Source organism: Chitinophaga caeni (genome assembly GCF_002557795.1).
In the GTDB taxonomy this organism is placed as follows: domain Bacteria; phylum Bacteroidota; class Bacteroidia; order Chitinophagales; family Chitinophagaceae; genus Chitinophaga; species Chitinophaga caeni.
This window is the reverse complement of the sequence record NZ_CP023777.1, coordinates 1,048,886-1,072,213: the sequence shown is the minus strand read 5'-3', so window position 1 is coordinate 1,072,213 and position 23,328 is coordinate 1,048,886. Positions and strand designations below refer to the sequence as shown.

General features: G+C 42.1%; 24 protein-coding genes. 16 read left to right on the top strand and 8 right to left on the bottom strand.

The features are described 5' to 3' along the window. The first annotated feature begins 3 nt into the window (after positions 1 to 3). The 8 genes from COR50_RS04445 (at position 4) to COR50_RS04410 (ending at position 10,055) form a co-directional block, all read left to right on the top strand. Positions 4 to 1,377 carry a peptidylprolyl isomerase gene (locus COR50_RS04445; RefSeq protein WP_157760619.1) on the top strand — a complete coding sequence of 458 codons (1,374 nt, stop codon included), beginning with the start codon at positions 4 to 6 and terminating at the stop codon, positions 1,375 to 1,377. A 327-nt stretch (positions 1,378 to 1,704) separates the two neighbouring features. Then, positions 1,705 to 3,552, top strand: a complete 1,848-nt coding sequence (locus COR50_RS04440) for an amidophosphoribosyltransferase (protein WP_098196096.1) — start codon at positions 1,705 to 1,707, stop codon at positions 3,550 to 3,552. 120 nt (positions 3,553 to 3,672) lie between these two features. Continuing rightward, positions 3,673 to 4,170: a SixA phosphatase family protein gene (locus tag COR50_RS04435; protein WP_098192871.1), complete on the top strand. Its 498-nt coding sequence runs from the start codon at positions 3,673 to 3,675 to the stop codon at positions 4,168 to 4,170. A 173-nt stretch (positions 4,171 to 4,343) separates the two neighbouring features. Further along, positions 4,344 to 5,747 carry an aspartate ammonia-lyase gene (gene aspA / locus COR50_RS04430; protein ID WP_098192870.1) on the top strand — a complete coding sequence of 468 codons (1,404 nt, stop codon included), beginning with the start codon at positions 4,344 to 4,346 and terminating at the stop codon, positions 5,745 to 5,747. A gap of 106 nt (positions 5,748 to 5,853) precedes the next feature. Continuing rightward, a complete protein-coding gene (locus COR50_RS04425; protein ID WP_098192869.1) occupies positions 5,854 to 6,990 on the top strand; it encodes a type II asparaginase in 1,137 nt (378 codons plus the stop codon). A 16-nt stretch (positions 6,991 to 7,006) separates the two neighbouring features. Next, a complete protein-coding gene (locus COR50_RS04420; protein WP_098192868.1) occupies positions 7,007 to 8,347 on the top strand; it encodes an anaerobic C4-dicarboxylate transporter family protein in 1,341 nt (446 codons plus the stop codon). An 18-nt stretch (positions 8,348 to 8,365) separates the two neighbouring features. Beyond that, positions 8,366 to 9,535, top strand: coding sequence for a porin (locus COR50_RS04415; RefSeq protein ID WP_098192867.1), 1,170 nt, complete (start codon positions 8,366 to 8,368; stop codon positions 9,533 to 9,535). A gap of 31 nt (positions 9,536 to 9,566) precedes the next feature. Further along, on the top strand, positions 9,567 to 10,055 hold the full coding sequence (locus COR50_RS04410) for a VOC family protein (protein WP_098192866.1): 489 nt from the start codon (positions 9,567 to 9,569) through the stop codon (positions 10,053 to 10,055). Here the strand turns inward: COR50_RS04410 and COR50_RS04405 are convergent, their stop codons facing one another. The 3 genes from COR50_RS04405 to COR50_RS04395 all read right to left on the bottom strand — a co-directional run bounded on the left by COR50_RS04405 (position 10,056) and on the right by COR50_RS04395 (position 12,441). Further along, positions 10,056 to 10,541, bottom strand: a complete 486-nt coding sequence (locus COR50_RS04405) for a low affinity iron permease family protein (RefSeq protein WP_098192865.1) — start codon at positions 10,539 to 10,541, stop codon at positions 10,056 to 10,058. It lies immediately after the preceding gene. Between the two features lie 6 nt (positions 10,542 to 10,547). Then, complete coding sequence (locus tag COR50_RS04400; protein ID WP_098196095.1) at positions 10,548 to 11,975, bottom strand: sigma-54-dependent transcriptional regulator; 1,428 nt, start codon at positions 11,973 to 11,975, stop codon at positions 10,548 to 10,550. Positions 11,976 to 12,081: 106 nt separating this feature from the next. Further along, the gene (locus tag COR50_RS04395) at positions 12,082 to 12,441 is read right to left on the bottom strand and encodes a response regulator (protein WP_098192864.1); all 360 of its coding nucleotides are present in this window, start codon (positions 12,439 to 12,441) and stop codon (positions 12,082 to 12,084) included. Positions 12,442 to 12,692: 251 nt separating this feature from the next. Here COR50_RS04395 and COR50_RS04390 point away from each other — a divergent pair, with 251 nt between their 5' ends. Next, positions 12,693 to 12,884: a CsbD family protein gene (locus COR50_RS04390; protein WP_098192863.1), complete on the top strand. Its 192-nt coding sequence runs from the start codon at positions 12,693 to 12,695 to the stop codon at positions 12,882 to 12,884. Between the two features lie 256 nt (positions 12,885 to 13,140). Here the strand turns inward: COR50_RS04390 and COR50_RS04385 are convergent, their stop codons facing one another. Beyond that, positions 13,141 to 13,593: a PA2169 family four-helix-bundle protein gene (locus COR50_RS04385; protein ID WP_098192862.1), complete on the bottom strand. Its 453-nt coding sequence runs from the start codon at positions 13,591 to 13,593 to the stop codon at positions 13,141 to 13,143. 340 nt (positions 13,594 to 13,933) lie between these two features. Here COR50_RS04385 and COR50_RS04380 point away from each other — a divergent pair, with 340 nt between their 5' ends. After that, positions 13,934 to 14,917 carry a hypothetical protein gene (locus COR50_RS04380; protein ID WP_157760618.1) on the top strand — a complete coding sequence of 328 codons (984 nt, stop codon included), beginning with the start codon at positions 13,934 to 13,936 and terminating at the stop codon, positions 14,915 to 14,917. A gap of 66 nt (positions 14,918 to 14,983) precedes the next feature. Continuing rightward, positions 14,984 to 15,577, top strand: a complete 594-nt coding sequence (locus tag COR50_RS04375; protein WP_098192860.1) for a hypothetical protein — start codon at positions 14,984 to 14,986, stop codon at positions 15,575 to 15,577. A 3-nt stretch (positions 15,578 to 15,580) separates the two neighbouring features. On the opposite strand, the gene COR50_RS04370 is transcribed toward COR50_RS04375, so the two are convergent. Genes COR50_RS04370 through COR50_RS04360 form a run of 3 tightly spaced genes read right to left on the bottom strand, consistent with a single transcriptional unit; the run spans position 15,581 to position 18,901 of the window. Further along, positions 15,581 to 17,017, bottom strand: coding sequence for a hybrid sensor histidine kinase/response regulator (locus COR50_RS04370; protein ID WP_098192859.1), 1,437 nt, complete (start codon positions 17,015 to 17,017; stop codon positions 15,581 to 15,583). Between the two features lie 2 nt (positions 17,018 to 17,019). Further along, positions 17,020 to 17,484: a response regulator gene (locus COR50_RS04365; RefSeq protein ID WP_098192858.1), complete on the bottom strand. Its 465-nt coding sequence runs from the start codon at positions 17,482 to 17,484 to the stop codon at positions 17,020 to 17,022. Next, positions 17,477 to 18,901: a sensor histidine kinase gene (locus tag COR50_RS04360; protein ID WP_098192857.1), complete on the bottom strand. Its 1,425-nt coding sequence runs from the start codon at positions 18,899 to 18,901 to the stop codon at positions 17,477 to 17,479. The genes COR50_RS04365 and COR50_RS04360 overlap by 8 nt, the downstream gene beginning before the upstream one ends. A gap of 342 nt (positions 18,902 to 19,243) precedes the next feature. Here COR50_RS04360 and COR50_RS04355 point away from each other — a divergent pair, with 342 nt between their 5' ends. The 3 genes from COR50_RS04355 to COR50_RS04345 all read left to right on the top strand — a co-directional run bounded on the left by COR50_RS04355 (position 19,244) and on the right by COR50_RS04345 (position 21,143). After that, the gene (locus COR50_RS04355) at positions 19,244 to 19,603 is read left to right on the top strand and encodes a hypothetical protein (RefSeq protein ID WP_098192856.1); all 360 of its coding nucleotides are present in this window, start codon (positions 19,244 to 19,246) and stop codon (positions 19,601 to 19,603) included. Positions 19,604 to 19,625: 22 nt separating this feature from the next. Next, complete coding sequence (locus COR50_RS04350; RefSeq protein ID WP_098192855.1) at positions 19,626 to 20,171, top strand: YciE/YciF ferroxidase family protein; 546 nt, start codon at positions 19,626 to 19,628, stop codon at positions 20,169 to 20,171. A gap of 105 nt (positions 20,172 to 20,276) precedes the next feature. Beyond that, entirely contained in the window at positions 20,277 to 21,143 is an 867-nt protein-coding gene (locus COR50_RS04345; RefSeq protein ID WP_098192854.1) for a glucose 1-dehydrogenase, read from the top strand. A gap of 92 nt (positions 21,144 to 21,235) precedes the next feature. Here the strand turns inward: COR50_RS04345 and COR50_RS04340 are convergent, their stop codons facing one another. Then, positions 21,236 to 21,610, bottom strand: a complete 375-nt coding sequence (locus COR50_RS04340; RefSeq protein ID WP_098192853.1) for a hypothetical protein — start codon at positions 21,608 to 21,610, stop codon at positions 21,236 to 21,238. 323 nt (positions 21,611 to 21,933) lie between these two features. Here COR50_RS04340 and ku point away from each other — a divergent pair, with 323 nt between their 5' ends. Continuing rightward, positions 21,934 to 22,707 (top strand): non-homologous end joining protein Ku, encoded by a 774-nt coding sequence (ku, locus tag COR50_RS04335; RefSeq protein ID WP_098192852.1) that lies wholly within the window; start codon positions 21,934 to 21,936, stop codon positions 22,705 to 22,707. Then, positions 22,704 to 23,324 carry a DNA polymerase ligase N-terminal domain-containing protein gene (locus tag COR50_RS04330; RefSeq protein ID WP_098192851.1) on the top strand — a complete coding sequence of 207 codons (621 nt, stop codon included), beginning with the start codon at positions 22,704 to 22,706 and terminating at the stop codon, positions 23,322 to 23,324. Before ku ends, COR50_RS04330 begins: the two co-directional genes overlap by 4 nt. Positions 23,325 to 23,328 lie beyond the last annotated feature (4 nt).

Here is a 23,328-nt window from a genome sequence, read left to right as displayed (position 1 = left end):
ATTATGAAGAAAATTTTGATATTGTCGGCATTTGCCCTGTTATCGGTTACAAGCGCTATGGCACAGGTTCGTTATGTAGCGGATAAAATCGTAGCTAAGGTAAATGATAAAATTATCCTCAAATCGGACGTTGAATCCCAAGTAGTAGAGATGGAACGCAATGGGCACGCCCCTGCTACCGCCGCCTGCGAAGCCTTGGAAGGGATGATCGCTCAAAAAGTGCTCGTATTACAAGCAGAGAGGGATAGTTTGCCGATAAGTGAAAGTGATGTGGATGGACAGATAGAAAACCGTATTCGCTACATTCTCGGTCAATATGGTGGCGATCGCCAGAAGATGGAAGAAATCACGGGCTACACCGTATATCAAATGAAAGAGCGCTTTAGGGAGCCTATCCGCGAAGCAATTTTAGCAAAAGCTATGCGTGATAAAATCTTTAACGCGGTAAAAGTAACTCCAACGGAAGTTAGGCAAAACCACGAATCCATACCTCAAGATAGTCTGCCTTTTTATGAATCGGAACTGGAAATAGGACAGGTTGTAATCTTTCCGAAAGCTAGCAAAGACATGGAAAAATATGCTATCGAACGTTTGATGGATTTTAAACAACGTGTTGAAAATAAAGAAGCGGAATTCTCTACCCTGGCCAATTTATATTCGGAAGATCCCAGCGTTAAAATGAACGGCGGCATCATCAGTATAGCTAGAAGCGAGCGGGATAATTTCGACCCTGAATTTGCAGCAGCAGCCTTCAGGTTGAGAGAAGGAGAAATATCTTCCCCTGTAAAATCCCAATTCGGTTACCACCTGATCAAAATGTTGAAACGCCAAGGCGATAACATAGTAATCCAGCATATCCTCTTGAAAGCTAATATCATGAAAAGTGATAAAGAAGCAGCGATCGAGAAGCTGGATTCTGTAAGAACACTTGTATTAGAAAAGAAAATCTCCTTCGATAAAGCCGTGGCTGATAACAGTGATGATCCTATGGCGAAGTTCAACGGCGGTATGATTCAAGACCCTCAAACCGGTAGCACATTCATCACCATCGATCAAATGAACGACCCATCGATGCAAGATATCGTACTAATGATCGACACCATGAAAGCAGGAGACATTTCAAAACCAGTAAGCTTCGAAGAACAGGGTCGCGAAGGAGTAAGGATCATATACTTGAAAACCCGCACAAAACCTCACAGGGAAAATATGGTTGATGACTACTCCCGCATCCAGGAAAGAACATTAGTGATCAAACAACAAGATGCACTAAAAAAGTGGTTGATCCAGAACATCCCAACCTTTTACGTACACGTGGAAAATGAATATGCCAATTGCGGCCAAATTAAAGAATGGGTTGCAGCTATGGCAAAACAATAGGTGACCTTGGCCCAGCGAGCCAAGGCGGGCAGTAAATCCTTGGCTCGCGAGCCAAGGCAGCAGTGAACCAGGGGTGAGCCAACCAAGGCGGGCAGCAAACCAGGGGTGAACCAACCAAGGCGGGCAGCAAACCAGGGGCGAACCAACCAAGGCGGGCAGCGAACCAGGGGCGAACCAACCAAGGCGGGCAGCAAACCATTCCATTGTTCGATCCATCAACCCAATCCAACCATATCATCCGCATACTCCGTGTAATCCGTGCAATCCGTGATCGAAATTGGTTTTTGCCAAAAAATGGGTGTAACTTTGCGCTTTCAATTTTACGGCATGAGTGACGCGATCAAACATGAATGCGGATTGGCATTCATAAGGCTCAGAAAACCATTCTCCTATTATCAAAAAAAATACGGAACTGTTTTCTACGGTCTGAACAAACTGTACCTCTTGATGGAAAAGCAACACAACCGCGGCCAAGATGGTGCGGGTGTGGCTACGGTAAAATTGCACACCGAACCTGGTGTCCCTTTTATGCACCGTATCAGGAGCGCCAAACCACAAGCAATAGGCGATGTTTTTGCCCAGATTCGGGAAGAAATTGCAGAAATAGAAAAATACCAACCGGAAATTACGAAGTACCCCGGCCTGATGAAAGGGCATGTAAGATTTCTCGGGGAACTATTACTCGGGCATCTCCGGTATGCCACCCAGGGCAAATCAAATGTAGAACTCTGCCATCCTTTCGTAAGATATAACACGATTCCAGCCCGTAACCTTTCCCTCGCAGGTAATTTTAACCTTGTAAATGCCGACGAATTATTCGATTTCGCGAATGTGCATCCGGATGGAGCACACAAAAACAGTGATCTGGCGGCTATGTTGGAAGTGATCCACCATTTTATAGTGGAAGAAGATGAAAAGGGAAATAATGAGCTCGATATAAAAAATATTTTACAGCAGGCGTTCTCCAAGTTTGATGGCGGTTACCACGTTGGCGGCTTGTTAGGAACAGGTGACTCCTTCGTGATGCGCGATCCCAATGGAATTAGACCTTCATATTATTATATTAACGATGATGTGATCGTGGCGGCTTCCGAAAGAGCGGCCATCCGTACTACCTTCAATGTAGGTGAAAACGACGTGTTGGAGTTGATGCCGGGAAATGCATTGATCGTTAAAAACAATGGCGAATACAGCATCGAACAGATATTAGAACCGCGCGAAAGAAGGGCTTGTAGCTTTGAGAGGATTTACTTCTCCCGGGGTAATGATCAAAAAATATATAAAGAGCGTCTTTCCCTGGGTTATACACTTTCCGAAACGGTCTTGAAAGCAATTGATAACGACCTGAGGAATACGATTTTCTCATTTATTCCCAATACTGCCGAAGTAGCCTTCTACGGTTTACTAAAAGGATTGGAAAGTTACCTGAACCGCATCAAGGTGGAAAGAATCCTTTCCTGGGAGAAAGACTTTGACCAGGAGAAGCTTTCGGAGATGATTAACCGGCGCATCCGTATGCACAAAATAGCCATCAAGGATGTGAAGATGCGTACTTTTATCACTGAAGATTCTAGCCGCAACGAAATGGTACAGCACGTATACGATATTACGTACGGAACCGTTCGCCCCGGCATAGATACCCTCGTGGTAATCGATGACTCGATCGTTAGGGGTACTACCTTAAGGGAAAGCATTATCAAGATGTTGGACAGGCTCGGCCCTAAACGGATCATCGTAGTTTCTTCGGCGCCACAGATCCGCTACCCTGATTGTTACGGTATTGATATGAGTAAGATGGGCGATTTTGTTGCTTTCCAGGCAGCTATTGCCTTGTTGAAGGAAAATAATAAGGAATATATCCTGCAAGAAGCTTACGGCTTATGCAAGGAATTGGAAAGAACCAACACCTTGCATGCGCAAAACGTGGTGCGAAATATTTACAAACCATTTACTACCGAGCAGATTTCACAAAAAATCGCAGAAATCATCACCCCTAAAGATATTACGGCTAAAGTAGATGTGATTTATCAAAGTATTGAAAATTTGCATCAATCTTGCCCGAATAACCTCGGTGATTGGTATTTTACAGGCAACTACCCCACCCCTGGTGGTAATAGGGTTGTGAATAAAGCATTTATGAATTACATGGAAGGGAAAAACGAAAGGGGCTATTAAGCGGCAATAATTATTGTTAAATTTCCTTTAAATTATAAAATTACCGCGTGCCAGCTTGCTGTAACACGCGGTACTTTTTTTATAATGTAGTATTTTAGTGGTACACGTTTCGTTTAGATTATGAAAACATTGTACCTCGTTCGTCATGCTAAATCTAGTTGGAACGATCCAGATATTGATGATTTTGATCGCCCGTTGAATAAACGGGGTAAAATAAATGCCCCCGAAATGGCTCAACGCATGGTGGAACGCGGTGAGCTACCGAACCTAATCATTTCAAGCCCCGCCAAAAGAGCCCGCAGCACCGCCAAGATGATGGCAAAAAATTGGGATTACCCGAGGCAGGCGATCTTGCTGGAAGAAGAATTATACCTATGTTACGCTTCAACATTTTTGAAAATTATCACGAAAATTGATGACGATTTCGAAAAGGTGGCCATTTTTGCTCATAACCCGGGCATCACGGATTTTGCTAATTACCTTACAGAAACGATCCGTATAGATAATATCCCGACTGCCGGAATTTTCGCCATCCAGGCAGAGACCGACCATTGGAAAGATTTTGACCTAGCTAAGAAACAATTTTTATTTTTCGATTACCCCAAATCAAGGGACTGAAATTAAAGCCCAAGAGGCTTTCAGCCGGAAAAAGTATCGCCCTATACCCCGGGAAATCTTCACAAGCAGACGGGAGCATGTAACATCCCTGTTGAACAATCCTAACATTTTATCTGTTTTGAATGCTAATAGAACCTCATAATGTTCCAAACTGACACTCAAAACTATCTTATATGTCAAAAAGAATCGAACATGATTTTCTCGGTGAACGAGAGATACCACAAGACGTGTATTATGGCATTCAAACCCTGAGAGCGCTCGAAAATTTTCATATCACGGGCATCCCGATCAAATCAGAACCGCTGTTTGTACAAGGCCTTGGCTATGTAAAGAAAGCCGCCGCCCTTGCCAATAAAGAACTTGGTGTGTTGGATCCTAATATCGCTGATTATATCGTGAAAGCGAGTGATAGGGTAATTAATGGTGATTATAATGACCAGTTTTTGAGTGACCTGATCCAAGGAGGCGCCGGTACTTCGGTGAACATGAACGCGAATGAAGTAATCGCCAATGTTGCGTTGGAGATGATGGGTAAAAAGAAAGGTGAATACGAATTTTGTCATCCTAATAACCATGTAAACTGCTCGCAATCTACGAATGATGCTTATCCTACCGCATTTAGAATCGCTTTATATAAAAAACTGGTAGAATACAGTAAGATCCTCGGAAACCTGGCGGATGCTTTCGAAACCAAGGCAAAGGAATTTAGTAATGTGCTTAAAATGGGACGCACGCAACTCCAGGATGCAGTGCCAATGAGCCTTGGTGATGAATTTGGGGCTTTCGCTACGACGATTCGTGAAGAGCTTGCAAGGGTTGCAGATAGCAAATCCTTGATTGCCGAGATCAATATGGGCGCTACCGCGATAGGAACCGGGGTCAATGCCCCGAAAGGTTACGCGGAGCTTGTTACCAAACATTTACAAGAAATAACAAACTTGCCTTTGCAGCTTGCCGGCGACTTGATAGAAGCTACTTACGATACCGGTGCATATGTACAATTATCCGGTGTCCTGAAAAGAACAGCCGTTAAGTTATCAAAGTTGTGTAATGACTTGAGATTATTATCATCCGGTCCGCGTTGCGGGTTGAATGAAATCAACTTGCCGCCGATGCAACCGGGATCATCTATCATGCCGGGAAAAGTGAACCCGGTAATCCCCGAAGTTGTTAACCAGACCGCCTTTTATGTAATAGGCGCCGATCTTACCGTGACGATGGCGGCGGAGGCAGGGCAATTACAATTGAATGTTATGGAACCTGTAATTTCATTCGCCTTATTTACATCCATTACATATTTAGAGCATGCTTGCGATACGCTCCGCGAGAAATGTGTAGTGGGTATAACCGCCAATGCAGAACATACTCAAAACATGGTGATGCAAAGTATCGGCATCGTGACGCAATTGAACCCTATCATCGGCTACGAAAAGTCGGCTGCTATTGCAAGGGAAGCGTTAGAATCAGGTAAATCGGTACATGACCTGGCGGTTAAAGAAAAGAAGCTATTGACACAAGAAAAATGGGATGAAATATTCACATTTAAGAATATGATTCATCCGACATTTATAAAGTAAGGTTCTTCGGGATGCGCAGCGGCGCATCCCTTCCATTTTGTGCATACTCCAGCGTATAATTTATTAATACTATTTACTATTCCTAGAGTCTTTAAACATCCTGTTTATGAACCGAGTAACCGTATTCCGTCCCGCATTGATACTAAGTATCGTAGCGATCTTATGGCAATCCGTTCCCCTTCAAACAATTGCTCAAAGAAAGAAAACCCGGAAAGATATCCCTGCTCCCCAAACCACAAGAAAGCATAATCCGAACTTGCCGAACGTAGTTATTTTAGCTACGGGAGGTACAATTGCAGGAGCCGGTACTTCCAGCGTGGGCACGGCATATACTGCTGGTCAAATACCAATTGAATCATTGCTACAGGCCGTTCCCGAGGCAACGAAAGTGGCAAATATCACCGGGGAGCAAGTGGCGCAGGTGGGTAGCCAGGCGATGAACGATGAAGTATGGTTGAAGCTCGCCAAAAGAATTAATGAGTTGGCTAAAAAAAGTGATGTGGATGGATTCGTAATCACCCATGGTACAGACACCCAGGAAGAAACAGCTCTCTTTTTAAACCTCACTGTTAAAACGGATAAACCCGTTGTGATGGTTGGCGCGATGCGCTCTGCAACAGCTATTTCCGCCGATGGACCAAAAAACTTGTACGATGCCATCGTAACTGCGGCCAGCCCTAGCTCTAAAGGACGGGGAGTCGTTGTTTGTATGAATGATAATCTTTTTTCTGCGAGGGATGTTGTAAAAGTAAATACAACTAACGTGGATGCTTTTCATGCGCCTAACTCCGGCCCAATCGGCTTCGTACTCGATGGAAAGGTAGCATGGTATAGTCTGAGCCTGCGGAAGCATACCACGCAAACTGAGTTTGATATATCTAATGTTGATAAGCTTCCTAAAGTAGATATTTTATATGGCTATTCTAATGTCGATCCCAACTTGGTAGATGCCTTGGTGAATGATGGAACGAAAGGTATCGTTATTGCCGGGGTCGGAAATGGAAACCTTTATCCTGCCGTAGAAGAAAGGGTAAAAGCCGCCGTTAAAAAGGGCGTTGTTGTAGTGCGTTCTTCAAGGGTGATGAGCGGTCGTACAACGATGGATGCCGAAACAGATGACAAGGTGCTGGGAACCATTGCTTCTGATGAATTTAATCCGCAGAAGGCCAGGGTATTGTTGCAATTAGCATTATTGAAAACAACAGATCAAGATACGATTCAACAAATGTTTCTACGCTATTAAGATTTAATTACTCCTTATGATCATAGTTCAATTTGCCGTATTACTTGCAGCTATCATTATTGGGGCAAGAATGAAAGGCATCGGCCTTGGATTGATGGGTATGGTAGCATTGGCTATTTACTTGTTTATTTTCCGCCTGCGCCCCGCTGATCCCCCGATTGATGTGATGTTAATAATCTTGGCCGTAGTAACGGCTGCCGCAACGATGCAGGCAGCAGGGGGAATGGATTACATGGTGCGTTTAGCAGGAAAGATATTGCGTAGCAAACCTTCTTTGATAGTACTATTGGGGCCTTTAACGACCTATCTTTTTGCCTTATTTGCCGGTACGGCGCATATTACATATTCCTTGCTACCGATTATTGCGGAAGTTTCAACCAAGAAACGCATCCGGCCAGAAAGGGCATTGAGTATATCCGTAGTAGCCTCGCACCTGGGAATTACTTCAAGTCCTATTTCTGCTGCTACCGCGGCAATGCTTACCATACTAGGAGGAAAGGTTTCGCTTGTAGGTATCTTATCGGTTTGTATACCTGCTTCCATAGTGGGGATTTTGTTTGGGGTGGCTTCCGTGTGGCGTATGGGTAAAGATTTGGATAAGGACCCGGTATTCCTGGAGAAGATGAAAGATCCCGAGTTTGCAAAACATTTGGACTCGGATGCGGGGGAAGATAAGAAGCCTTTATTGCCGGGCGCTAAATCTTCCGTGCTGATATTCTCTTTGGCTGTGTTGGCAATAGTTTTGGTGGGGGCATTTCCGCATTTGATGCCGCAGTTTGAAGCAGGTCAAGAGAATTTCGCCGTGGATGCAATGGGACATATAAAAATGGCCACGGTCATAGAGCTGGTCATGCTTGCAGCAGCAGCTTTTATATTGATATTCTGCAAAACTTCAACCGAAGCGGTAGCAAAAGCCACCTTATTTACCAGTGGTGCTGTTGCGGTAGTTTCCATCTTCGGGGTGGTTTGGATGAGCGCAACTTTTATGCAAGCAAATTTGTCCACGATAGAAGCCACGCTAGGAGAAATGGTACGCGCGGCTCCATGGACTTTCGCTTTCGCCCTGTTTACACTTAGTATATTAATGTTTAGCCAAGCAGCCACCACGAAGGCATTAATGCCTTTAGGGGTAGCGCTGGGCATCGCGCCTGCTAACTTGGTTGCGATGTTTCCATCTGTAAATGGAGATTTCTTTTTGCCCGGTTACCCTACCCTTTTGGCAGCTATACAATTCGATCGAACGGGAAGCACGCATATCGGTAAATACTTATTGAACCATAGTTTCATGATACCAGGTGTGGTGAGTGTTTCCATTACCGTGATCGTAGGGTTCCTATTTTCAGCCATTTTCTTATAGTCACTTTAACCTGTCATTATGAAGAAATTTCGGTTCCATTTGTTTTTATTGCCGTGCATGGTTTTAACAACTATTGTAAAGGCTCAGCGGCAAAGAGATACCATGTTGACGCAACCCTTGATTCCCATCACGAAACAACAGTTGTTATCCAATGTAGACATTATCGCAAATATGCGCTATGCATTCCGCAGCGAGTTTAACGAGGGAGCTTATACCGGTTCCCGGTTCAATATGGAACAATTTCGCTTGGAGTTCCGGGGTAAAGTCCTGGATAAATTATACTTCCGTTTCCGGGATCGCTATACCCGTGATCCAACAACGCAAACGGTAGATAACCTTAGCCGTTCTACCGATTTGGCTTATTTAAGGTTTGACCCGGATGAACATTGGAAGATATATGCAGGAAAGCTCTGTGCGGATTGGGGTGGGTTTGAATTTGACGCTAACCCGATTGAAATCTACGAATACTCCGACATAGTAGAATACGCGGATAACTTCCTCTCCGGCGCCGGGGTAGGTTATGTTACCAATAATAAACAAGAATTTACTTTCCAGTTGTTAAACAGCCGCACGGCTACTTTCGGGGAATTATACGATTCGGTACCGGGTTTAAGGCCTTCAAAATTTCCGTTTGCTGCTGTTGGGAACTGGAGGGGGGAGCTTTTTGACGGCAAAGTTTCCACCATTTGGAGTTATAGCATATTTAAGGAAGCGCATAATACTTATATGAACTATATCGCCCTGGGTACGCAGCTGAAGCTGAAGAACTTCCAATTACAATATGATTTCAAATGGAGCGATGAGCAGTTAGACCGTAAAACTATCGTTTCGGATATAATAAAACCGCTGGGTATACAGGCTGCTACCGATGCTAAGTATATTAGTCACTGGATGCGGGCAGACGTTAGGGTGGCGCCCATTGTAAATTTATTTTTTGTTGGCATGGTGGATTTTGCCAATTGGGATGACAATCCTGACCCCAGCGTAGATTCCCGCTTAAGAACAGCCTGGGGGTACATGCCCGGTGTTGAAGTATTCCCTTTTAAGAAATATAACCTGAAAATATACGGCATCATGGTTGGCCGGAAATATGTTTATAGCGATTATGCTAAGAACACGCTGGGCGCCAGTAATACGGACAATTACAGGATCTCCGTAGGTATCATTTCGCCTATATTGGTGTTGTAACTTTTAATGGCATTTAATCCTATATTGCAATATGGAATATAAAGTACCTGCACAAACCAGGATAGGTCACGTGCATTTAAAAGTATCTGATCTACAGCGCTCTTTAGATTTTTATTGCGGCTTATTAGGTTTTGAACTGATGGTTACATATGGAACTGATGCGGCGTTTATTTCTGCCGGGGGTTATCATCATCATATCGGGTTAAATACATGGCATAGCAAAAATTCTCCCCCTGCCCCGGTGCAGTACCCCGGTTTGTATCATACAGCTATATTATACCCAACACGTAAAGACTTGGCCATGATCCTGAAAAGGTTATTAGACGCAAATGTGTCCTTCACGGGATTTGCTGATCACGGGGTTTCCGAAGCTTTGTATCTCGATGATCCCGACGGAAACGGGGTTGAATTATACTGGGATCGTCCAAGGGAAGAATGGCCCATGGATGCAGATGGGAAACTGGTAATGTATACCCACAGGCTAGATTTGCCCGGTTTATTAAAAGAGTTGGATGCTTGATTATTTATGTTTACCGATGCTCCTGGAAGATTTCATAGCTTCTTCGATAGAATGTGATTCTTCGAGAGAAATCTTCTTCTGAATTTCCTTGCATAATATAGTGTAGTATTGATGCAATACATTCAACTCTTCCTCGCTCAAAGATTCCACATCGATTAAGCGGTTACTGGCATTTGGGGTAGCGGCAATGAGTTCGTTCAGTTTCAATTGAACCGATTTTGAATCCTTGTTTTGTGATTTCTGGATTAAGAAAACCATCAGGAAAGTGATGATGGTAGTGCCGGTATTAATAACGAGCTGCCAGGTATCCGAGTATTTAAAAATAGGGCCGCAAATGCCCCAAAAAATTAATACGCCCAATGCAATCAAGAAGGCAGTTGTACTGCCGGTGGCCTGGATAACCCTGCCTGCAAATTTTTCGAATAACCTGGATAAAGCGGACTGTTTCTTTACAGGTTTCTTTTTTTTCCTGGTGGTGCTTTTCATAAAAAACTAATAACTGATATTAAGTAAACGCAATTTATTATATAAAGTTTTCCGATCGATATTTAACATTTGCGCAGCTTTCGTTTTATTATATTTTACCGCTTTAAGTACATTCATTATCTTTTGATACTCAGCCTTTAAGGCAACGCTTTTTAAATCATTCTGCCCTTGGATGTCTGCCGTTTCCAGGTTTTCCTCAACGGGGTTATTTACGATCGGGATTATATCATGAGTTTCCTTCATTTCTAATGGCATGGATTCCATCGAAATGTTTTGTCCATCCGGGGTTAATAAACAGGCTCTCCTGATAATATTTTTCAATTCGCGTATATTCCCTGGCCAATCATATTGATATAAACACTCCATCACTTCCTTGGAAATACCCGCTTTAGGTTTATCTAGCTCCTTAGCTGTTTGTTCCAGGAAATTATCTACCAAGAGACCAAGATCATCTTCACGGTCCCTCAACGGCGGGATATGTATGGTAAATTCATTGAAACGATGGTATAAATCTTCCCGGAACTTACCCTTTAACACGGCGTCTTGGAGTTTTTCATTTGATGCCACGATCAAGCGCACATCAACGGCAATTTCTTTTACACTTCCTACATGTCGCACCTGTTTTTCTTGAATTACCCTGAGAAGGGCAACTTGTATATCATAAGAAAGATTGGCTATTTCATCGAGGAACAAGGTGCCCCCTTTGGCTTGTTCGAAGGCGCCTTCCTTGGAGTTTACGGCCCCGGTAAACGCTCCTTTTTCATGCCCGAATAGCTCACTTGCCGCCAGTTCTTTCGATAAAGCCCCGCAATCTAAGGCTATAAAAGGGCCTTTATGCCTATTGCTTTGCTCATGGATCAGGTGTGCTACAGACTCCTTCCCTGTCCCGGTTTCGCCGTAGATAATAACCGTATAATCTGTTGGGGCAACCAAGGTAATTTGACGGTATAACTCTTTAGCGACTTTACTTTTCCCGAAAACATAGTTTTGATCTTGCAGGGGATATTGATTGCTTTCCTTGTACTGCTTTGATGCTTTTTGATTGAGTTTCCCCATAGCGGCAAGCGGGGGTTGTTCGTACTCCAAAGCTTTTTTAACTAAGGACAGGATCTCATCGGGATACAAGGGTTTGGAAATATAATCAAAAGCACCCTTTTTAACCATATCTACGGCAGTTCTGACATCGCTATAGCCGGTAATAATCACTACAACGGTTTGGGGCGAAATTTCCCTGATATTGCTTAATAATTGCGCACCATCAGTATCTTTTAGTCTATAATCGCATAGCACGAGGTCATATTTGCTAGCCTCCAGCATTTTGAGTGCCGTATTTCCCTGCATCGTGCTTTCAACTTGGTATCCATTCTTCGAAAGGAATTTGCTTAGCAACGTACAGATATTTATTTCGTCATCAACAATCAAAATACTTTTCATAAAAATTATTCTATTATTCGGGTTATCGTGAATTACTTGCTTGTTCTCAACTAGTGGGAATAATAGGAAACGGCAGGGTATTAAATTTACGACATTTTTCCGAGCTTCATTCATGAAGTTGCACCATCAAATCTTTTAAGCTTTTAATGTTAAAAGGTTTCGGCAAAAAGTAGGAAGCGCCGGCAGAGAGCGCTGCCTCTTTTTCATAGCCGGCATCGAAAGCGCTGATTGTTACAATTGTAATATTATCATGGTTTTCCTTTATAAATGGCAATGCGGCTAAGCCCGAACCATCCGGCAAGTGTATGTCCAAGAATAAAATATCAGGTACCTCTTCCTCTATAAAAGCTAAGCCTTCATTCAGTCCATGTACATATTTAACCTGGTATCCATCGCGTGATAAACTCATTTTAAGGAGGCGGCAAATATCAGGTTCATCATCGATAATTAAAATTAAACTTCCCATCGCACAATAATTTATCACTTTTATCTTTGGTTGAATCTTATTGTTATATATCAATAAACTTGCCTATCTATTTTCTATAGCATTCATCTATATGTTTAAACTATTATCGTGGAAGTAATTCCACGATTTGTTGAAATTTTACATTCCCCGGCGGGTTTAACATTTTGTAAACAGGCATTTTGGTACGCTGGTATGGATATTGTTTCAATACCTGTAGAAGAATATTATTGTAGAACCCAAAACGAATTATTATGAACACGACAATTTTGAAAGGTAAATGGAATGAGATCAGCGGTAAGTTAAAGCAGCAGTTTGCAGAATTAACCGATGATGATCTTAAGTATGAAGAGGGTAAGGAAGATGAATTGATGGGTAAGATCCAGCAAAAGATCGGTAAATCTAAAGATGAAGTTCAATCACTAATTCAATCTTTTTTGAAATAATATGCTTTTTACCATAGCTGTTGTTTTAGTTAATTAGTAAGTTATAAGTTTTTAAGATGGTGAATAAATGATATGAGGATGAAAAATGACATAAATCGTGTCATACTATATTTTAAAATATCATGAACGATACATTAAAAAAACTTATAGCTTGCCAAAAGGTTGTCCTGCAAAAAGCGGGACAATCTTTTTTATATCGATTCCCCTTTTTCTTCAATCCCGCCCAACAATGAAAATCATGATATTATAATACAGGTCAGAAGATATTTCTCAAGTGGTGTATCCTATCATAAGAAGATTTCATAATCTTCTGTTGGTGTAAAAGCAGTTTGTACACATCTATAGGCAACTTCTCTTTTCCACTTAGAACATCGGAATAAACCCTCTGTGCCATATCTTCTCCGAATTCACAATCTTGTAATACTTGGTGGCGTTGGGATGCGGGTAAAAGCTTATTTTTTATCTGCATCCAGGTGGCGTAAGCCTTCCCGGTCAAGGTATTGTTTTTTTCTTGTGCAAACCCCATTTCCAGTAATAAGCCGGAAAGTTGTTGGTGCAAATCCTCGCTTATCCTGATCATATCTTTAAAAATATGCTTCAGATCTTCATCATCACAAATTTGAATGGCTCTTTCATAACCTTGAATACGATCTACTTGCGTCCTGGATAATTTTTGTAATATCACTATCGTTTGATTGAGCTTCTTCATCTTCCGGGTCGTTTATACATATAAATACAAAAACTTTACCAGCAAGAATTTTAACTGCGGTTTGAATGTATGTCAATTATAAATTTTTTCGTGCTTGCTAATGATGAATCCCTAAGCGAGCTTGGTCCATTCTTCCATTGGAATATTGTATTTAGAATAATTTTGAATATGTTCATGGGCTGAAAGCAAAAGATTTATATCTTTAGTACAGATATGCATACATAGCAACATGAAGATTTACCATTACTTGTTTTTAGCTTGTATTTTGCTGTATTTTAACCGGTGTACGCTTCCAAAAACGGGTGATTCGCATAATATGGTATGTGAAAGATTGGCCTTTGTGGAATCCATTTATAAAAATGCTGCTGTAAAAGCCTGGCCCCAGTTGGCAGATAGTGTGGATATTGTTCCCCTGGTTTATTTTAAAGATGATACCGGTTATATCAACCATGCAACGGAAAGGATGGTCGAGCTGACCGGTGCAACACTGTTTGAATGCCATAAGGATCTGAAATTGTATAAATATATCGATCCCGGTTTTCTAGGTACTTTTAAGCTCATTACCAAGCTGGATTTCACCGATACCTGCTTGTTGCATTATAATTTACCCGTTACTTATTGCAATAGTCCCGAGAATGCACACCTTTCTATACCCGCTATTTCAAGTACCGAAGAGTGGGCGGCCCGGGTTATCCATGAATATTTTCATGCTTACCAATTATTACATCAGGGAACCCGTGATATCTACAGGCAACAAATTGCCCATAAAATGACGGTGGACAGCCTGAATGCGAACTATATCGTGGTAGATTGGTTTAAGCAGGGTATTGATAAAGAAAATGCCTTACTGTTAAAAGCCCTCGAAGTGCCTACCAGGGATTCGGTGATTATCTGTTTGCAAGCATTTGTGCAAGCTAGGGAACAGCGCCGCGATGTCTTCGAAATGACCTACCATTATAATATCGATCTATATGAAGATTATTTTGAAAAGATGGAAGGTACGGCCCGCTACATGGAGTTCCAAGTAATGAAGAACTACGGCAACCTTGTGGTATCCCCCACCTTAGCTGCCGTAGATACGTTTTTTCATGCATTTAAGGATTTTAAACGCTTTAACCTGGAAAAGTTTCCATGGCTATACAAGACGCAGCGAGCCTACAGGTACGTATATGCCACCGGGATGAACCAAGCCAGGTTGCTGGATAAATTGCAGGTTCCGTACAAGGAAGATCTATTTGATACTAGTATTTCTTTATATGCCATCTTGCATCAATGGCTGGAGCAACAAGAACGTAAAATGAAAGAAAATCAGGGCCGCAACTAGGTTGTGAAGGATTCTTTACCTATTTTTATATTGTAAATTTATTTATATGTAAATAATTATCTTCCTATGCCCTTATGTAAAATCTTTTTAGGTTTCGGTTTTTTAATCTTAACTGTGACCGGGGCGAATGCCCAACATTATGCCAGCACTTTCGTGGGTGATACCATCGTTTCCAAGTCTTATATGAGGAACTTGAAGCACCAGGTATACTTATTAAAAGCTACAAATTTCAATTGCCAACTTGAGCAGATGCTTCAAATCTATACAGCGAAACTTGATACCGTTTACAATGCTTCCGAAAATAGTTTAGTGGTTACATTTTTTGCCAGGAATGGTGTTAAGCTCCGGATACAAACGTTCCAGTTAGAGCAAGGCTCCAAGTCGAGGAAGCGCCTCGAAGATCAATATTTTAACATCAAGGGTGAGCTGGTGTATACCGAAGAATGGAAAAAGAAATCAACATTATCGAAAGAATTAGATCAACTCGTGTCCAGGCAACGTATCACGCTCGATGAAAGAGGTCGCCAGCAAATGTTGGTATTTGAACGTTGGGATGAAAAGGGGCATTGGGCCAGTAGGATGGTTCAACGATATGCCAAGGATGGGCAGCCTTTGAACCCTTATTTACAATCGATCGATCCCGATGAATTTTGGGATTAAGTGCTATAGCCTGTTAAATGAAATCTTAAAAGTACTACCATTGCCCGGTTCGCTCTCAACGGATATCGTTCCCTTATGACTCAGTATGATGTTTTGCGTAGAAGCCAGTCCCAAACCGGTGCCATTAGCTTTCGAAGTGTAAAATGGTTCAAATAAACGGGCCAGCACATCGGGTTCAATACCTTGACCGTTATCCGTGAAAATTACCTGCACTTTTTCTTGCCCGGGATTCACCCAAACGAATAATTCTCCTTGTTCCGGCTGCATGGCCTCGATAGCGTTCACCAGTAAGTTGGTAAATGCTACCAGCACTTTTTCCTCGTCGGCCTCTATATAAATTGGCTCGGGAACAAGCTGCAATCGTAAATTAACTTGGTTTAATCTTAACCGGTCTTCAACGAATGCAATGCTCTGCTCCACCAATTTATTGATATCATGTTTTTGCATTTCCAATTCTTGTAAGCGGGTCGTATTAAGCAACTCGCTGATTAGCTCGTTGATCCGGCTACAATTTCGTTCCATGATATCAAGATATTCGACCGCTTCCTCCTGTTCCGGTAGGGGATCCTGGCGGAATTGACTGACGGCTAGCAGGATATTCGTCAAAGGATTACGGACCTCATGCGCTACCAACCGAGCGATCCTGCCCGAAATAGCAAATTTTTCTAATTGTCTTTGTACTTGTTCTTTCTTGATCTTATCGGTTATATCTTCGGCCACACATAAAAATATCTGCTTTGATTCATCGAGCATATTGGCATTAAGCAGCACTTCAATCTTTTGTTGTTCTATAGTGACAAAGCTGTAAGGCGACTGGGAAATATTTGTATCATTACAAATGCTATCAATGAATTCCTGTCCTTCCCTTGGATTGTAGAATAAGGCTTTTAAGCTTTTATTTAATAACTGCTCTTTTGTTGCTTTTAATTTTTTACAGGCGCTTGGATTGACATCGATGATATTTTTATCACAATCGGCCAAGATGATTATATCGTGAGATTTTTCAAAGATGCCGAAATATTTACGTCTATTTTCTTCAATTACCTGGAGGTGGTTAAATTCATCCAGGGCGTAACGGATAGCCCTTTCCAGCATCGGCGCTGAAAACTCTCCCTTTACTAAAAAATCGGCGGCCCCGGCGGCCATAGCGGCTTTATCGATATTATAATCGCCTTTTCCCGTGAGCATGATCACGGGAGCTTTATAGTCCAATTCTTTAAAAAAATTCAGGATATCTAGGCCGGTAAAAGCGCCTAACCGGTAATCTACCAGGTATAGATCGTGCATTTTCTTTTGGATCGATTCCTTTCCTTTTGTAGCATTCGGTACCCATTCTACTTCGAAATTTTGCCCGGCCACATCATCTAGATATGTGTTAACCAGGAAAAAATCATCTTCGTCATCATCGATCATCAATATTTTTACAGGCTCATTTGTCATAATTATAGTTTTTTCAACGCGGGCAGTTCCACGAGGTTAAACCAATATTGGTGGAGCATGTTGGTAAAAAGAAGTAGCCCGTGAAAGGTTACCGGTTTTATGATGAAACTATTGCAACCTAGTTCGTAACATTTCAAAACGTCCTTCGATTCCCGGGATGTTGTTAGCACAACGATCGGTAAACCGCATAATCCAAAATCGTTCCTGATTTCGCGGATAACTTCGCGGCCATCTTTCCGGGGCATGTTCAGGTCGAGCAAGATCAAGTTGGGTAAGGGATAGCTTTTAATATCTACGTACCGCCCTTTTCTTTTTAAATAGAGCATCGCTTCTTCGCCATTTTCAACAAATGTTAAGTTATAGGGTAGCTTATTTTCATCGAAGGCGGCCTTCAACATCTCCCGGTCATCGGAATCATCATCAGCCACTAGAATACATTGCTTATCCGGGTTTTCATCTTTAATCATAGTTTAATTGTTTAAAAGGTAATAATATTACGAACAAAGCGCCTTTACCCGGATAACCGTACGCGGAGATCATCCCGTGATGAGCATCAACAATTTTTTTACAAATGGCTAATCCTATACCCGTTCCTTGGTATTCGCTTACTCCATGTAATCTTTGAAATATCATGAATATTCTTTCGGCATAAGCTTGATCGAAGCCGATGCCGTTATCCTCGATGGTAATCCTGCAAAAAAGATGGTCTTTCAAATTTTCCGGCATGATACCGGTTTCCGCACCGCTTAAAGTTTCCGAAGAAATGTTAATGGTTAATGCTCTATGCGGTGAAGCAAATTTGATGGCATTGGATATTAGGTTTTGGAAAAGTTGATGCAATGAAGTTTTGTGACCGATAATCGTTGGCAGCGTGTTATTTGTTACGATCGCCTGCTTTTCGTGCAGCGCTAGTTCTAAGTCTGACAGCACTTCTTGTAGTACTTGTGATAAATGAACCTCGTCCATATTTTCCCGGGTGATCCTGCCCGACCGGGAGAATACCAGTAAGTCTTGTATCAAGGTGCGCATCCTGTCTACGGCTACGAGCATCCTGTCAATCATCTGTTGACCTTCCGGCGGTAAGTTCTCGCGGTATTTCATCTGTAATCGATCGCTGAAGGTGGAGATTTTCCGCAGCGGTTCTTGCAAGTCATGGGAGGCTACGTATGCAAACTGTTCCAGCGCTTGGTTGGATTTATGCAATAGGGTTATGTTTTCCTGGAGCTCCCGTTGGTAACTCCTCATTTTGGATTCAATGCGTAGCTGGAGTTTAAATTCTTTATTCAGCACGATATAGCTATAAACTCCGATTAGGACGGCCAATATGGAAACCCCGAAGATGAAGGGTACCCATAATGATGAAAAGAAATGAAACAGCTTCGATTTTTCTTTCGTGGTACGCTCTTCTATATGGATCATTTGCTGCACTTTCTTTTCTACCAGGTCCATATAAGTTTCCCCCGCCTGTACGGATACGCGGGCGCTTTGACCAGGGGCATGGATAGAATCGGCCATGAATTGGCGGAATTTAATTTCCAACAAGACCCGCAAGGTATCCATGTTGTGCGATTGTACTTTACTGCCCCTCGTTATGACCCTCAATTGCTTGAACTCTTCGTCGATCTTGTCGATCCGTACATGCATGGGGGGCTCCATAAACCTTGGATCCTTGGTAAGATCAAATCCCCTGATCGCCGCCTCTGCATCTTTTAATTGCTTGGTAATGACTTCCAGTTTTTTCGATACCTCGATCGTGTGGTTGAGCTGGCTGGCATTCTGCACCAGGTTTTTTGCGATAAAGTAGGAACAGACCGTTGCGGCCACGATAACCGTAAAGGCAATGAAGAACCCGATCCTGATTTTTCTATGTACCGATATATGCATATTTGTTGTGAACGATCAATTTAAAATGAACGGAATTGTTACGGGCAAATTATTCTACAGTATGACTCCCCTATTCTACACGGAATACGGTGGTATTGTTGCGGGGCAATGCCGGTTTTTCTTCATGTTCAAATCTTGCTAAATTCTTTACTATAGTACGTTATAAAGTAGTGTTTCGGTAAGGATTTCCTTTATGGAACAGACTTTGTAAAACTATAATTGGTCAGTTACTTGCATACAACCCAATACTTCGAACGCACCGGTAGCTAACATCTTCGGAACTGTTCTTTAAATCTTATTGAAACCTACCGGTGCTTTTATTGAAATCTAAATGAACTTGTTATGATACATCCTAATAATCAAAATGGGCCAGAAAAGCCGGGAAAAGAACAACCGCCGCAAACACCGGGGAAACAACCGCCACCGGTAACGAATCCGCCACCCCCGGTGCCGCCGGAAAAGAATCCCAACAATCCGCAGGAAGTTCCTACGAGGCCAAACCCGCATGAACCGGCAGATCCGCAATCGGAACCATCCCCTTCATCACAAGAATCATCCCAAAAAATTGCGGATCATGATTTGGACCCACCCGTACAAGAAAGGGATCCGGGTATTACCGATGGAGAAGAAAAATTATATGATAAAGAAAAGAGCGTCGTAGATAAAAGGGATCGCTTCCCTTTCCCGAATAAACAGCATTAATTCATATTATAAAAATTTACTCATGGCAACAGGTACTAAGACAAGAAGTAATGCCAGGAGCGCCCAAACGGAAGGACTGCCGAATGAAAAATTCCAAGCTTTGTTCATGGCAGAACTGAAGGACATTTATTGGGCGGAAAAGCATTTATATAAATTCTTGCAAAAGATTCAAAAATATATTTCAACGCACCAGTTATTAATGACTGTTGCCGATCATGAAGCTGAAACCGCCATTCATATCGAACGGCTGGAAGAAGTATTTGCATTGATGGATAAGAAGCCTTCGGGACAAAAATGTGAAGCCATGGCCGGCCTGATTCATGAAGCGCAGGATTTTATAGATGATACGGATGCGATGGTTAGGGACGCGGCTTTAATCATTTCATTGCAAAAGATGGAACATTATGAAATAGCTTCTTACGGCAGCTTAAGAACATTGGCTGCCATGATGAATAAGCCAAGGGCCTCCGACATCCTGGGAACTACTTTGCTTGAAGAAAAAGATGCGGATAGTATGTTAACCAATATTGCTGAAACTTCTGTGAACGAAGAAGCTGTTATGGAATAGCATACAAAATACCAGCATCCATCATCTATAGATGTAAGGTAAAGTCTTTCTAAATCTATTTAGGAAGACTTTACTGTTTCATCTCCATCCTTAAAAACTTAAATCATGCAACATGCCGCTCCAAAGAAAGCCGTTCGACCTAAACAACAACAAAAGGAACAACCCGGGAAGGAATACTTGATGCAACCTTTACCGGATAATGAACCCATTATCCCGGCTTGCGGCTTATTGGCCGGGAAAGTCGCCATAATTACCGGTGGTGACAGCGGGATTGGAAAGGCAATAGCATTGGCTTTTGTCGGGCAAGGCGCCAAGGTGGTAATTGCATATTTTAATGAAAAAACTGACGCATTGCAAACGAAACACGAGATTGAGCAGATGTCGGGAACTTGCTTGTTGATTCCAGGAGATATCAGCCGCGAAGCACATTGCAAGAAAATTATTGATAAAACTTTGCAACAATTCAAACGCTTGGATATTGTGGTTAATAACGCGGCGGTACAATATCCCCGGGAAAGTATAGAAAACATCAGCGCGGAGCAATTAAAGAAAACCTTTTCAATTAATGTTTTTGCACAATTTTATACCTGTAAATATGCTATCCCGAAATTAAAGAAGGGGGCATGCATCATTAACACGACCTCCGTTACCGCTTACAGGGGAAGCAGTCATTTGCTCGATTATTCTGCCACCAAGGGAGCTATCGTATCGTTTACGAGGAGCCTTTCCTCTGTATTGGCCAAGAAGGGAATCCGCGTAAATGCCGTGGCGCCCGGCCCGATCTGGACACCGTTGATACCTGCAACATTCCCGGCAAAGCATGTACAGAAATTCGGTTCTGATGTTCCGTTAGCCAGGGCGGGGCAACCTGCCGAGGTAGCTTCTTGTTTCGTTTTCCTGGCCAGCGATGCTGCCAGTTATATCACCGGGCAAGTATTACATCCTAACGGTGGAGAAATTATCAACGGGTAAGATTAAATAAAAAAGGATTGGCTCAGCATGCCAATCCTTTCCTAACACAACGGCTATATATTATAGTTGGATGAAGGTGTTTCGTGTTGTTGCTATAAACCATGGAAGATGTATTGCTCTTCCCTGTCTTCTACCGGGATTTTCTTTATAAAATCATCAAAACCTTCTTCATCATGGGTGCTGTACATCCCGTAAGCATCTATTACATATCCCTTCTTACCTTTTTTATCTTCCATAATATATAATACGGAAGAGTCCGAAGGATCTGAAGCGCCTTCGAAGCGGTATGTTTTTATAATTTTCAGATCTTCTGCATCGTAAATATCTTTACCTCCTTCCGATTGCATTCTTCCATGATCGCTAAATTTTAACTCGTTGTCGTACCCTCTTTCGCGCAATTTGTTCAAGACTTGAGATAAAGTATTCATATCATCTAAATGGCTATTTGCAATGACTTCTTTTTTCATAGAATGTTGTTGTTGATGTATCATACATAATTCAAAAGTTATGCCACCAGGCAATTATGAAAAGTTATAACGGTATGATTTCTGTAGTATCCTTAATACAATTCCCCTATTTCCCCCTATCACGGCACTTTACAAACAATCTTGACAGAAATGTTAAAATTATTAATTCATTATGATGATATAAATACATATCCTATTGAAAATCTGTTTTTACATTTTGCTTATGCAATATTGGATAAAAATGTAAAGCCGGCTTAATCTTGGGTCGGCACTTCACTTTTAACATCTTTCGAACGTATTTGTTATTTAATAAAACAGTTTTTATGAAAGCTATTTGGTCGGGTTCTATTGGATTTGGATTAGTAAATATCCCGGTGAAACTATTCAGCGCGGTGGAAAGTAGTAGCTTAGATCTTGACATGCTTGATGCAAAAGATCATTCGCATATCCGTTATAAACGCGTAAATGAAAATACCGGGAAAGAAGTTCCCTGGGAACAAATCGTCAAAGGGTATATGTATAAAGATGATTACGTGGTTTTGGATGATGAAGATTTTGAGGCGGCATCCCCTGAAAAAAGTAAAGTGATTACCTTGTCTAATTTTGTAGATATATCTACTATTGATACAATTTATTACGAGTCGCCCTATTATATAGAGCCCGCTAAAGGAGGTGATAAGGCTTATGTACTATTGCTGAGAACCTTGGAAAAAACGAAGAAGGCCGGTTTGGGACAGTTCGTTTTGCGCTCGCAGGAGCACCTGGCCTTGATTATGCCACGGGAAAAAGGGCTGATGTTACAAAGGTTGCGTTTTGCAGAGGAAATCCGCGATATCCAATCCGTGAATTTACCCGGTAAGGTAACCATTAGTAAGCAAGAGCTGGATATGGCAACAAAGTTGGTGAAACAGTATACGGAAGCTTTCGATATCAGCAAGTTTAAAGATACTTATAACCACGAATTGTTGAAGATTATTAAGGCGAAAGCCAGCGGTAAGAAGCGGACCGTTAAACCGCTTAAAGTTGTTCATACGGCAAATAAGGATTTGTATGAACAATTAAAAGCCAGTATAGCAGGTAAAAAACGTATATCATGAGCTTGACGAAATACAAACAGAAAAGAGATTTTAAAAACACACCCGAACCCCGCAGTGGCAAAAGTAAAGATGCCAAGTTGAGCTTCGTCGTACAAAGGCATGATGCCACGCAATTGCATTTCGATTTCCGCTTGGAAATGGATGGCGTATTAAAAAGCTGGGCCGTTCCCAAAGGTCCTTCCTTAAATCCTGCTGATAAAAGACTCGCGATGGAGGTGGAAGATCACCCGTATGACTATAAAGATTTTGAAGGCGTCATCCCGGAGGGTAATTACGGGGCTGGTACCGTGTATATCTGGGATAAAGGCACTTATGAAATGTTGGATGATAGCGCTGATCCTTTGAAGGAATGGAAATCAGGTTCCATCAAGGTAATCCTACATGGCAAAAAGCTGAAAGGGGAATTTGCGCTGGTGAGAATGAAATCTGCCGGGGAGAAAGCATGGTTGCTCATAAAGCATAATGATCGTTATGCCACGGAAGAAACGTATCATATCGATGACTATACGCCTCAAAAGGTCTTGAATAAAGATAAAGAGCATCCCGCGCGGGCGGGTAGCTCCCCCAAAGGTGCAACCAGTAAAAAAAACGTAAAAAAAAAGCCCGGGACAAAATAGCGCC